12 protein-coding genes are annotated in these 13,044 nt (G+C 45.8%); 7 read left to right on the top strand and 5 right to left on the bottom strand.

Annotated features, from left to right (window positions below; genetic code table 11):
- Window positions 1-160 precede the first annotated feature (160 nt).
- Window positions 161-793, top strand: coding sequence for a DUF5317 domain-containing protein (locus tag ASD24_RS29075; RefSeq protein ID WP_056703769.1), 633 nt, complete (start codon window positions 161-163; stop codon window positions 791-793).
- A gap of 301 nt (window positions 794-1,094) precedes the next feature.
- Window positions 1,095-2,927 carry a bifunctional diguanylate cyclase/phosphohydrolase gene (locus ASD24_RS29070; RefSeq protein WP_056703766.1) on the top strand — a complete coding sequence of 611 codons (1,833 nt, stop codon included), beginning with the start codon at window positions 1,095-1,097 and terminating at the stop codon, window positions 2,925-2,927.
- A gap of 129 nt (window positions 2,928-3,056) precedes the next feature.
- Here ASD24_RS29070 and ASD24_RS30835 read toward each other — a convergent pair whose 3' ends face one another.
- A complete protein-coding gene (locus tag ASD24_RS30835) occupies window positions 3,057-3,230 on the bottom strand; it encodes a hypothetical protein (RefSeq protein ID WP_164848580.1) in 174 nt (57 codons plus the stop codon).
- Between the two features lie 288 nt (window positions 3,231-3,518).
- On the opposite strand from ASD24_RS30835, the gene ASD24_RS29065 reads away from it, so the two are divergent.
- The 4 genes from ASD24_RS29065 to ASD24_RS29045 all read left to right on the top strand — a co-directional run bounded on the left by ASD24_RS29065 (window position 3,519) and on the right by ASD24_RS29045 (window position 8,021).
- Window positions 3,519-4,349, top strand: a complete 831-nt coding sequence (locus ASD24_RS29065; protein WP_056703764.1) for a sensor histidine kinase — start codon at window positions 3,519-3,521, stop codon at window positions 4,347-4,349.
- Window position 4,350: 1 nt separating this feature from the next.
- Window positions 4,351-5,007, top strand: coding sequence for a response regulator (locus tag ASD24_RS29060; protein ID WP_056703761.1), 657 nt, complete (start codon window positions 4,351-4,353; stop codon window positions 5,005-5,007).
- Window positions 5,008-5,194: 187 nt separating this feature from the next.
- Window positions 5,195-6,910, top strand: a complete 1,716-nt coding sequence (locus ASD24_RS29055) for a copper resistance CopC/CopD family protein (protein ID WP_056703759.1) — start codon at window positions 5,195-5,197, stop codon at window positions 6,908-6,910.
- A gap of 316 nt (window positions 6,911-7,226) precedes the next feature.
- Window positions 7,227-8,021, top strand: coding sequence for a YcnI family copper-binding membrane protein (locus tag ASD24_RS29045; protein WP_056703754.1), 795 nt, complete (start codon window positions 7,227-7,229; stop codon window positions 8,019-8,021).
- Window positions 8,022-8,174: 153 nt separating this feature from the next.
- On the opposite strand, the gene ASD24_RS29040 is transcribed toward ASD24_RS29045, so the two are convergent.
- The 4 genes from ASD24_RS29040 to ASD24_RS29025 all read right to left on the bottom strand — a co-directional run bounded on the left by ASD24_RS29040 (window position 8,175) and on the right by ASD24_RS29025 (window position 11,792).
- The gene (locus ASD24_RS29040) at window positions 8,175-8,447 is read right to left on the bottom strand and encodes a hypothetical protein (protein WP_056703751.1); all 273 of its coding nucleotides are present in this window, start codon (window positions 8,445-8,447) and stop codon (window positions 8,175-8,177) included.
- Between the two features lie 51 nt (window positions 8,448-8,498).
- Window positions 8,499-9,767: a lipase family protein gene (locus ASD24_RS29035; protein ID WP_200956235.1), complete on the bottom strand. Its 1,269-nt coding sequence runs from the start codon at window positions 9,765-9,767 to the stop codon at window positions 8,499-8,501.
- Window positions 9,768-9,836: 69 nt separating this feature from the next.
- Complete coding sequence (locus ASD24_RS29030) at window positions 9,837-10,118, bottom strand: hypothetical protein (protein WP_056703746.1); 282 nt, start codon at window positions 10,116-10,118, stop codon at window positions 9,837-9,839.
- Window positions 10,119-10,535: 417 nt separating this feature from the next.
- A complete protein-coding gene (locus ASD24_RS29025; protein ID WP_056703743.1) occupies window positions 10,536-11,792 on the bottom strand; it encodes a DUF445 domain-containing protein in 1,257 nt (418 codons plus the stop codon).
- Window positions 11,793-12,121: 329 nt separating this feature from the next.
- Here ASD24_RS29025 and ASD24_RS29020 point away from each other — a divergent pair, with 329 nt between their 5' ends.
- Window positions 12,122-12,949: an aldo/keto reductase gene (locus ASD24_RS29020; RefSeq protein WP_056703738.1), complete on the top strand. Its 828-nt coding sequence runs from the start codon at window positions 12,122-12,124 to the stop codon at window positions 12,947-12,949.
- The last annotated feature ends 95 nt before the right edge of the window (window positions 12,950-13,044 follow it).

Below are 13,044 nucleotides of genomic sequence, written 5' to 3'. Positions count from 1 at the left end.
TGAACAGCGGTCTATAAGGAATTTAGCCATTCAAATTCACCTTATAAAATTTCTTTGTCGAGCCTATTTTTCTTGCAGGAATTACCAATAAAAGGTCGAATATCTTAGGTACACAATTACGCATTGATCTTACATATTTCTGCATGAACAGGAGTTAATCATGGTATATGACGGCATTATAATCGGCCTGATCATTGGACTATTTCGAGGTGGGATTCGCAATGGCCTCCGCCAGTTCTCAGAACTCAAGCTGCGAGGTGGTTGGATTTTCCCCATGCTGCTGCTCGCTCAATTTGCGATCTTTTTTGTACAGGGGAAGTGGGATTGGGTTGCGTCCATTAACGGTTACCTATTTGCGTTAATTTACATCACAGGTCTTGCCTTTCTATGGTTGAACCGGAATCATACCGGTTTTACACTAATCTGGATTGGTGTATTTCTCAACTTTGTCGTTATGGCTGTGAATGGGGGACGCATGCCTGTATCGGTGGAGGCATCTAGCGTACTTGGCCCTTATTATGTTGATATGCTGCTACAAGGTGGGGCCATTTCGAAACATCATATGATGGATGCCTCAACACATCTGGCTTTTCTAGGCGATATCATTCCACTATCTAGCCCTTATCCACGTACGCAAGTCATCAGCATCGGGGATGTGGTTATGAACATCGGTATATTCCTGTTTATTCAGAGCATGATGGTTCCACGACATCGCAAGACCGCATCCGTTCCAGCATCCATGAAATCCGATGAACTGAAGTTAGACTCCAAGGAAGGGAGGTCTTTTCCATGAAAAAATTCGAAGGCATTAAATATTCCCGCCTTGTCATCAACGCCATTATCGTTGCTTCGGTCGTTGTTGCATTAACTTCGGGATACAAGTTGGGAGGCTAATAGATCCTACCAACCTTGACTAAACAGGCTGCCTGCGGCCTGTTTTTTCTTTCTGGATTTTTGGTAAGCAACTTGTTATGTTATACATCGATATAGTATAAGATGTTATTATTCTTTTACATCAAGAGCAGACTAAATCAGGGTGTGCCTTAGAACTCCTTCAGTGAGATGTAGGACACACCCTAACCAGGAGATTATTTATGAACTTTATTCGTAACCTTATCCATAAAGCAGACCGAAGCCTTATCTATGTAATTTTGCTGAGTTGCACAGGCATCGGTGTTTTTCTCTACATGAATAAGTGGTCTTATCTTAACTTGTCCACCGATGGATGGGTCATGGTGTATACCATGTTAGGTGCAGCGTTAATCCTTGATTATTTCACGTTTCAGATCCCGCCTAAGGGCAATCAGCAATCGATGGACTCTTCTGTGTATCTTGCCTGTATCTTCATGTTTGGCGGAGCGTTCAGCCTATCGGTACTACTACCCGTTTCCCTTATCCTCTTGATCAAGGAGCGGAAGTTAACCTGGTGGAAGCATGTCGTCAATTTCAGTATATATACTTTAATGATCGCTGGAGCCTCCTTCGTATTCGAATGGACAGGTGGACAGCCCGGAGAGATCAATGGGTATAATTTATTGCCTTATTTTGCAGCACTCGCCGCCTACTTCATCATCAATACGATGACACTGGGACTGTTCTTCCACTTCTCCACGAAAGATGCATTACAACAAATGAAGCGTGCATTCGTGACCGAATCGCTCTTGGTTTATCTGTGTACGTTGATTCTAGCCCTTGTTCTGACAATTCTCGTTGTACACAACGGCGTACTAGGGCTGATTCTCTATCTGAGTCTGAGCATTCTGCTGTCCCACGCATTCAAGCAACTATTCGTGATGTATCAGAGTATTGAGGAGAAAGCCAATACGGATCAACGCACCAAACTGTTTAATCACAGTTATTTTGAGACGATGCTAGAAAATGAACTGAGTGAAGCTCGTAGACTAGGAACCCCACTGTCGCTAGGGCTTATCGATATCGATGATTTCAAAAAGTATAATGACCGATTCGGTCATCTACAAGGCGACAGCCTGCTCGCTTTTTTCGGTGAATTTCTGATTCAACGGACGGAGAACACAGCTGTTACCGCTTTTCGATATGGTGGCGAAGAATTCACCTTGCTCATGCCAGGTATGGAGCTGGACGAGGCATATATGTTTATGAATAAGCTCCGCAAACAGCTAAACGATACGCCGTTTGAAGGTGTCGAGGTATTCCCTCATGGCTGCCTTTCATTCTCTGCTGGTGTTGCTCCTTATCAGGTTGATATGTATAACAAGTCTCAGCTTGTGGACCAGGCGGATAAAGCACTCTATTATGCCAAAAAGCAAGGAAAAAACAATGTGCATCGCCATGGTATTAACGAAGGTATGGAGCATGAGATCGATCTCGTACAGGATGTACGTGATATTGAGCAGCAGCTTAATCTTTTTCGGTACAAGGATATCGATACTTTCAAGCATTCGAAGAGAGTTTATAAATACGCTCTGGACATGAGTGAGATACTGGAGCTGGATAATGCGGAGAAACGCCTGTTTGTGCTGGGAGCACTGATCCATGATATTGGTAAACTGGAGATTCCGTGGTCTATTCTGAACAAGAAGGATACGCTCACGTGTGAAGAATGGGAAACCATCAAGGGACATGTTACTTGGGGCAAAAAAATGGTCATGACGAACGAACGCTTCAATGATCTTATCCCTTATATCGAATTACATCATGAGCGGTATGATGGACAAGGATACCCTTATGGGTTAAAAGCAAAAGAGATCCCTCGATTATGCCGTATGCTCACGGTGATTGATTCATTTGACGCGATGACTACAGAGCGGCCATATCAGAAAACGAAAAACTTACTTGAAGCGATCAACGAGCTGCGTCGCTGCTCAGGCTCACAATTCGATCCAGAACTTACGGAGATATTCATCCATTATATTGAGAAGCGAAACATGCAACAACCGCTGTTCTAACACGCTTAGAATAAAAGCATACTTGTCCTAAAACGCCAAAGCGCTATCCCCGATCTAGTCGGAGATAGCGCCATTTTCATTTTCGTCAGGGGATGAAATCGTACCAAATTTTACGAGATTATACGGAAACTATTCCGTACGGGCGTTATTCAGTTCATGTGAGGTCTGATGCAGCTCTTTAATCATCTGCTGCAAAAACATGTTATCCTGGCGGCTGATTCCGTGCTGATTGTCTTGAACGAGCATTTGGTGAATGTTCTTCTTGAGCAACTCACTGCGACGTTCCAATACCTCTTGATTCATGTTGATGCTTCCACTCCTTAACATGGTTTGTCATGAATTAACGTTCTATATTAAGTATAGAGGACCTCCGCCATTAGGGAAAACGGACACATACCTGCTCACCCCTTCACATCCAGGCTCACATCGCTTGACAGTATTTCAACACATGTTGTTCTTAGATATCCTTCTATATCCTCCCACATCCACCCCAAAATCCTCTTAACCTTGGAGACTATGGTCTTAAGACAAGCTTGCGTTATACTGTAGTCAGACGATGTTCTATTTATGACAAAGGAGTTATCTACGTTCATGTCCTATAAACAAATTAAATGGATGATCCTGCTGATTCCTACGGTCACCGTCGGGATCTGGGAATACATACGCCATCAGTTTCTCATGCCCTATCTTTCCATGGATGCAGGGAACTGGCTCACACCCCTCATTGTCTATCTCGTCAGTGTGACCTTGCTCAGTCGGTTGTTCCTCATGCTCGAAAGTGCTAGAGCTGCTCTGGAGCAGGAGCGCGCCTCGAAGGCAGCACTGGAAGCACGAGATCAACTAGCTCGCGAACTCCATGATGGAATTGCGCAATCTCTCTTTCTTCTATCCGTGAAGACAGACAAAGCAGAACGCAGTCTTGCAGGCAGCGGTCATGAACAAGACATTCAGGAGATTCGCAAAACGGTACATGAGGTCAACGCTTACGTCAGACAAGCCATTGCCCAGTTACGACATGTGCCTGTGCGAGATGCCGCTCCGGAAGGTATCGCTCTCCGAGGGCAGGTCGAAACGCTCATTCGAGATACTGTGCCTACCGCTCAGATTACATGGGAGCTGGATGATTCCTTTTTCACACCGAAAGAACAAGTAGAGTTGATCGCATGCATCCGGGAGGCACTTATGAATGTGCGCAAACATGCTCAAGCTAATAAGGTTGAGATTCAAGCCGCCGGAGATTCAAGGCAGTGGCATGTACAGATTCAGGATAATGGCAAAGGCTTCCGTGGAGACCCGTTACATCTCAAGGATCGATACGGTCTGCGTATTACGAAGGAACGTGCCGTTCAGATGGGCTGGTTCTTGAACCTGGATTCAGAGCCAGGTTGTACTCGGATGACGATTGGAAAGGAGCATATCTAACATGGAACATGTACGTGTGTTGGTTGTTGATGATCATGCCCATGCGCGTGAAGCAATCTGCAGTATTTTGGCGGAAGATACAACATTCGAAGTGATTGGCACGGCTTCGAATGGACAGGAAGCCTTAGAACTGACGGAGCAGTGGATGCCTGATTTAATTCTTATGGATGTACAGATGCCTGATATGGATGGACTGGAAGCCACACGTCTGATTAAGATGCGCTTCCCTTATGTCATTATCGTTATGGTTACTGTATCGGATGATGTAACTTATCTATTCGAAGCACTTAAACAGGGGGCTCAAGGATATCTGCTGAAGAATCTATCTCCTTCTACTTGGCTTGAATATTTGCACGCCATCGTCTCCGATGATGCACCACTGAGCAGGGAACTCGCCTATCGCATCCTTCAGGAATTTCCTGCCCCTCGTAGCGAAGATGTTCCGGATAACCCACTCACCGCAAGAGAGCTTGAGATTCTTCAATGGGTATCTGCTGGTTACACGAATCGGGAGATTGCTGACCAGCTTGGGATTTCGGAACAAACTGTGAAGAATCATCTGAAGAACATCTTGCAGAAGCTTCAATTGGAAAATCGTGTTCAATTGACCCGTTATGCGTTAGAGAGCGGGATTGCTGGACGGAAACTTCGAAAATAAGTTGTAAACTAGAATGACAGTGCATTCATGCTTTTGTCACAATTTTGCGGATTAAATCATTTTTTTATAGCCCTATGTAGTCATACGCCATCATTTTGGACAAAGTTATAATGGTATAGATTGTTGTCGAAGCAACAAAAGGACTACCATAGGGACTACAATTCTATAACCTGAGGGTGATGATTTTTTGAGTTTAGTAAGCTTTACCCTGAAACGAAGCAAACGGCATTGGGCCATTGTTGTTGCCCTGATGTTGATCTGCTGTCTTGTTATGCCGCAATGGGCATCTGCCCATGCCTACATTGTTAAGGCTTCTCCGGCAGAGAATGAGCTGTTAGTTACTGCTCCAGAGCTTCTATCCTTGGAGTTTAACGAATCCTTGCAAACTGCCTTTTTTGATATCAAAATAACCGCGCCTGACGGGACAAGGGCGGATGACGGAAATGTACGGATCGATGCTAAGCGACCACATATTATGGAGACAGGTCTTCAAAGTGGATTAGGTAATGGTACGTATGCCGTCAACTGGAAAGCCGTCTCTGCGGATGGTCACCCCATCCAGGGTGCCTATGTGTTCCACATCGGAGAACCTTCCGGAGCACCCGCAGGACTGGCAGACCTTACTTCGGGTGCTGGTGAAGGCAACGGGCCGATCAAGTGGATTTTATCCCTAACGGATTGGATTCAATACCTTGGCTTGTCTGTGATTCTTGGCACACTCGCCTTTCTATTGTTCCGCATCATGCCTACATCTATGGCAAGGGAACCACTGGATGTTCCGGGAAGCCACAAGCTGCTGTGGATCAGTTACGGCGCAGCTTCACTCGCCGCAATGCTTAGCCTGCCACTAAGTACATTATACGAATCTGGTGTATCCCTTAGCGAGCTGAGCTGGGCACTGATCGGGAGCGCACTTAAGTTAACTTCGTTCGGCTTGATCTGGATCGTACAGATGCTTATCATCATGTTGCTGGCAGTGACCATTCTATCTGGCTATGATCGAGACCGATCCATGCGAACTCGCATCTGGTCTTCGTACGGCTCCCTGCTGCTCGTGCTGGGCTGGTTGTTCACGCATGCAATGACGGGTCACCCTGCAGCTGCGGAGCAACGGGCGCTTGCAATTACCATGGATTATGTACACTTGATTGGGGCTGCATTCTGGATCGGTGCCCTCACGGCCATGGCGATCTGCCTACCGCCACTGACGGATCAACTGCCTCGGAAACTACGAGGAGATATTTACTGGACAGCCATTCGCCGCTTTACTGCTTGGGGCGTTGGTGCTGTTGCACTCTTGGTCGCTACGGGGATATATAGCAGCCTTATTATTCTACCGGCACCTATACTTACGTCGTTGTTCACTACAGGATATGGTCTTGTTCTGATTGCCAAAGTTGTATTGCTCATTGTCATGCTCGCCTTCGCTTGGCGTCATGCTCGACTCGCTCGTTCAGGTAGTGGCGATAGACTCGCCGGCAGTCTCAAAGCCGAACTTGCAGCAGGAGCAATTGTTCTTGCCCTGGCTGCTGTGTTAACTCACCTATCTCCTGGACAGCCTGCACCCGTTGGTCCATTCAACGAAGTGCAGACCACCGATGATGGCACAACCATATCACTTCAGGTTAGCCCCAATGCGACAGGGGAGAATGTCTTCGAAGTTGGTGTTAAGCGTGCAGATGGCAGTATCGTTAATGATCTGGAGCAAGTCACCTTATCACTGACACATCTGGATATGGACATGGGTATATACGAGATTACCATTCCGAAGAATGACACCGGCGTCTACAAGGCCGAAGATTATATCTCTATGCCAGGACGTTGGAATATCAAGGTGCATCTTCTTACACGCAGCCTGGATGCGCTGGATGCAGAGTTTGAAATCGACACCGCTAGTCCATAGTATACTAACGAAATCAAATTGATTCGTAGCTCAATCTTAAAATTAAGTTTAGGTGTAATGCAAAAAGTAGCGAAGAGGACGAAATCGATTCTGGAGAAGCAAAGTGCTCGCCTGAGAGCTTTCTACAAGAAAGCCACATCGGAAGCATACGCTCATTCCCGGATTGCCACTTATAAAGCGGAATCCAAAAATCCGGGAATAACAGCGATCGTAAGAACGATTCGTACGCGGAACGGCCTCTTAGCACAACACCAGCACTTATTTTTTGAAATGAGACTGAAGCATATATGATAAGAACTGAGAGGGGTAATTTATTTTGAAAAAAACATCATGGACTTCCAAACTTATATCTACTGTATCAGCAAGTGCTGCAGCACTTATGCTGTTCGCTGGATTCGCCAGCGCACACGTTACTGTGAATCCTACGGTAGCTCAGACGAGTGCATGGCAGACGTATACGATTAAGATCCCATCCGAAAAGGAACTGCCAACAACCAAAATTACGCTTAAAGTTCCAGAGGGCGTAGCATTTAAACAATACCAGCCACTCGCAGGCTGGAAGATTACTACTGAGAAGAATGATTCCAATGAAGTTACTTCCATTACATGGGAAGTGGATGGAGATAACGAAGGGATTCTGGCGGGACAATTCCAACAGTTCAACTTTGTAGCTCAAAACCCAAAAGCTGAAACTGAAGTAGCTTGGGACGCTTTCCAGTACTATAGCGACGGTAGCATCGTAGAATGGACGGGCGAACCGAGCGATAGCACGCCGCACAGCATCACAACCATCAGTGAAGAACCGGCAGCAGCAGGTAATGCCGCAGCGAGCGGAGATCATCACGGCAGTGCAGCTACAGGTAACGAGGGACACGATGATACGTCCACTGAAGCAGGTACTGGTGACGCTAATGCAGCCGACGATGCCAAAGCTGACGATGATACAACACTAGGGGATGCCCTGACAGATACAGTGACAGGTGAACCTAACAATACGGATACAGACACAGGCACACTGAAGCTGCAACAGGCGACACTGATTGTATCCATTCTCGCATTGATCATGTCTTTCCTGGGGATCGCTCTAGCAACACGCCGCAAAAAACGCTAATTTAGATTGATCACAACGTCCGCTACAGATTAGCACGCTGTACTCTGAGCGTAGCATGAATTGAGCGTAGCATAAGAAGATAAATGCAAAGGAACCGTTGGCTTGGAGAAGTTCTCCACATGCCAACGGTTCCTTTCTCTATGATTGCACACCTTAGCGTTCCTGATCCGTCTGAATCATAATCTCGATATATTGAATCAAGGTCCTCTTCTGTTGTTCAATTGAATGAATACGTGAGGATAGACCTGCAAAGAACGCCTCAATCTGCTCTCGTGTATAGTCTGCCGATTGACCTTTCCAATCGTTAAGACGAGCGTACAGCGCTCTCGCCTCTTGCTCGTCGGCTTGCAGACGGACAAGCAGTTGCGACAGTTCTTTTTCCGCAATTCGAAGGTCATTCAGTTCCACCAGCAATTGTCCGCTCACTCATGTTCACCTCTCCTGTGTAAATTTCAAGGCTTGGCGGAATCGCCTGTCCTATTTAAAACTCACCTGTGTCTGATCCGCTTGCCGGAAGGCATCTGCCTTCTCATCAATAAAGTTCAGGAACTGGCTCGTATGCTTCATATGCCATGTGCTGAGCTCATTAATTGATGCATCGAGCTGCGTAACAATCGGTTCGAGCCTACGACTACGACTGGAATGCAGATACTGTGCCATTCGATGTCTAATCTGATTCAACTCCGAATTACACTGCTGCGCGTTCTGCTTCCAGCGGCTTGCTACGCTTTTTAGTTCTTCCGGCGTTACCTGAATCAATCCGGAAGCCGCCACCGCTCCTGCCATACCTTTGGCGAGACCACTTGCCTGAACACCTAAATTACGCATAAATCCGGCGAGATCGGTCAACACGTTGGAAGGCTGGCGCGGGGAGTAATTGATTTTTTCTCCAGTAACAGGATCATATAGATCGTTAGCAACATATCCGTTCCCATCGAATTTGTATCGATCAAGCTCGTGATAATTTTCTCCGCCAAACGTATTGTCGATCTTCTCCTTTATGCCTCCAAATCCAAGAAAACCACCCTTATTCATGTCTTCATAGTTGGAATCGATATAGTACGTTGAACCAACATGGCGATCATATCCATCGAAGAAACCACTCGCCACAAAATCACCGGGATGAGCGTAGTTCGTAACCTGCCCATCAAACCCACCCTCTTCAGCTTTACGTTTCATCTCTGGTGTGAGGCTGGAGATGACGGACGGTGCGCTAAAAGTGACCGCTTGTAATCCCGTGTAGGCGGCCGCATACTGGGCATTACCGCCTCCGAGTGAGTGTCCTGTTAATGAGAAATTCAGATCCTTATGCTTATTTTGCATATCCTTCGCATAATCTTCTGCTTCGTACATTTGATTGGGCTGAACACTCAAATGTTTATCTACAAATTTATCAACATTGCCCTTGGCATTCTCTAAATAGGTTACTCCGGTAACATCCTTCACTTTCTGCACGGTTCCCGTCACCCAATCCGGTGTAAAGTCTGTCTTCTGCTCCCATTTTCTCCCGAGCTCTGGCAAACCTATCTGTGCATCAGCAAATAAGTCAGGCCCTTTGCGACCCCATCCAGCACTCCCCTCTGTACCGCGGTATGCAATAACCGCCTCACTTGTCTCAGGGTTATAGAAGGTTACCGCATCAAAGCCAGAATAACCGTTGCCATGTGTGTCCTCAAGAACCTTCCATCCAGGGAGTGTATCATATTCATCCCCGGCTTCTAGATCTTCATAAGCAAGCCTCGACATCTCTTTGTACGTTTCATCATCTATTTTACTCAACTACGCTCTCCTCCTAATTTAAGAAGTCGTTGTAACTCACTTTTTGAACGGATCATAGCCTTTATCTAATAACAGCTTCTTAAACTCTTCACTCATTCCCATACTGGTTACTTCTTTTCTCTCGTAATTTACATACAGATTGAATCGTTGCTCTTCATGATCAACAACATGTCCTTTGAGTGATATTTCAGCAACCGCTATGCTTGGAAGTTTCTTCTCGCTAGTGATGACGACATCAAGATCATATTTTCCCTTCATATGCTGAATAGCAATATTCTCTGCTTCCTGTAACAATGCCTCGTCCTCATTTTTATTCATACTCTGACAACCTCCTAAAATAAATACAGATAGTATAATTAAACAAAATAAACAGGCATATTTTTGCATTGGTTTCACACGGGTCACCTTCTTCGCATTGTTTTCATGTCTTACATACATCCTATGAAAAAGGAACATATCCTTGCGTCATAATGGCTTTTCTTCTGTTACCTGCATCATAGTACAAAATCAACATTAGCCACATCGGCTAGCAGAATCGTTTTTATGTAACTTTATTCCTAGATGATTCAAAGGTGCATCCCGGTGTATATTACCCCTTTTCCCGATACCTGCATCATATTTGCGTAAGGTAATTTGATTATTTTTCCAGTGTACGACAAAAAGAGCCTGCTCTCGAATGAGCGGCTCTAGGACACTTTACTTACATCACTTATTTTAATCCGCTGTTTAGCTGTACTATTCCAGTACAATCCGTAGCGCGGTCAGTGCGATACCAATGATAAATCCTGTAACGGCTCCGTTAATTCGAATCCATTGCAAATCTTGCCCAACCTTATCTTCAATTAAGGCTACCAAAGATGCATTGTCCATTTTATCGACATTTTCGCGTACGAGGTTCCCGATTTTGGAATGATTTTTCTCCAGCAGAGTCGTTACGCCTTCCACGATCTTCGCATTCAGGCTCGTTAGCAGCGCCTCATCTGATCGCAGATCAGACAACACCCGCTCAATTGCAGGCAGCGCATACGTATCCACATACTGCCCATCTTCCATGCCAGCAAGTGCTTTGTCTCTCAGTTCAGTGAGCTTATTCAGCACCGTTTCCTCTGCATTCCAGCCGTCCAACATACTATTCTTCCAATCATTCAGCCCTTGCTGTACACTCTCACTCATCGCTATGCGAACCGTCTGTGTCCGCACCAGATCAAGCACTTTGTAACGAAGCGCGCTGCCTTCCCGTTTCATGTCCTCTACACGGTCAAACAGATACCCTTGCAAAATACTACCGAGACGCTCTTCATTCAAGTAACCCATGAACGCATTCATCGCAAATTGCATCAATCCATTCAACTGAATACCGCTGACCGCTTTCATGCCTGCTTCACCCAAGAACATAATGGTTTCTGGCTTTACAAGCCATTCTTCCGCCTGCTTCAGTCCATAATCCAGCGCTTTAACATCGTATCCCCGCTCGCTCATCTGAATGGATGCCCGCTCTAGAATCGGCCCAAGATCAAAATCACCCGCCTGCGACTTAATCTCACGCGCCACAAGTGGAGCAATCTGTTCCACGGGCAGTCCAGCAAGAATTCGTTTGCAGAGTGTATCAATCATCGTTTTGGCGCCATCCGTATGAAGCTCTTTAGCCATTGTATCAAGTACCGTCTCCGCGGCTTTGAAGCCCGCGATCTTCTCCGTAATACTGTCTTTGTTGAGGAGATTATTCTCAACCGCAGAGACCAGCCCTTCGGTCATCTTATCTCTATTCTTCGGCAGCAATGCCGTATGTGGAATCGGTATGCCTAGCGGATGACGGAATAGTGCCGTTACAGCGAACCAATCTGCGAGTCCACCCACCAGTCCAGCCTCAAATGATCCAACCAGCATTTTACCAACTAGACTGCCCTGAAATGGCAACGATGCGGCAAATCCCGCCCCCATGATGACGAGTGACCATGCTGCTGCTTTTTTCGTTTGTTTAGGTTTAGCCATTGCACTTGCTCCTTTATGATTAATCACATCATTCCAGCCCCTGCGGGCCAGTCGTGTATCACATCTACATTATGTACGCACTGCTAAGCGAAATAGACCATTGCCTTTTCGTATACTTCATCTTATCACCCGAACGCACCAAATCCAAACCTCTACCGGGCAAAAAGCGTAATTTTCACGATAAGTATGAGTGGATCGACATGTTCTAACATCTTGTTCCCCACCAAAGTACAAGGCTATAATTATGAGGTACTCTATTGCTTGATAGGGTAATACATACAGTGAGCGAGTGAGTTTAGTCCATCTATCTTAAAGGAGGAATTCGGATCATGAAACATGTGCAAGATTCAACTACACTGTATAACGGCGTCAAAATGCCTTGGTTAGGTTTGGGTGTATTCAAGGTGAAGGATGGAGAAGAAGTTGTTGAAACGGTCAAAACGGCCATTCAGGCTGGGTACCGCAGCATCGATACTGCCAAAGGTTATAACAATGAATCTGGTGTTGCCCAAGGTATTCGTGAATCCGGAATTGCCCGCGAAGATCTGTTTATTACGACCAAAGTGTGGAATGGCGATCAAGGCTATGAGTCCACACTGGCCGCTTTTGAAGCAAGTATGGAACGACTTGAACTCGAAGTTCTCGATCTCTATCTCATCCACTGGCCTGTAAAAGGAAAGTACAAGGATACATGGAGAGCACTGGAGAAGCTACATCAAGAAGGACGCATCCGCGCCATTGGGGTGAGTAACTTCCAGATTCACCATCTTGAAGACCTGATGACGGATGCTAAGATCAAACCTGCGGTCAACCAAGTCGAGCTACATCCATTGCTGATCCAATCGGAACTAAGAGAGTACTGCGCCAAACACCAGATTCAGATCGAAGCTTGGTCACCACTGGGACAAGGTCATTTAGTAGAACACCCATTATTGCAAACGATTGCAGCCAAATACAACAAAACAGCTGCACAGGTGATTCTGCGTTGGGATCTGCAAAACGGCATCGTTACTATACCCAAATCCGTTACACCAGAGCGTATTCGCGAGAATGCCGATGTATACGATTTTGAATTAACAGCAGAAGATATCGCGCAGATCAACAGTTTGAACGAGAATAAACGCTTCGGTTCCGATCCAGATAACTTCAATTTTTAGAGCAAACGAAAATGATACGCTAACACATTACACTAAAATCAAAATCCCGACCCTATGCATGACTGCATTGGAGTCGGGATTTATTATCTTTGGAT

Origin of the sequence: Paenibacillus sp. Root52, from assembly GCF_001426865.1 — a bacterium.
In the GTDB taxonomy this organism is placed as follows: domain Bacteria; phylum Bacillota; class Bacilli; order Paenibacillales; family Paenibacillaceae; genus Paenibacillus.
Note: the sequence above shows the minus strand (reverse complement) of the source record. Positions and strands in the feature narration are given on the sequence as shown.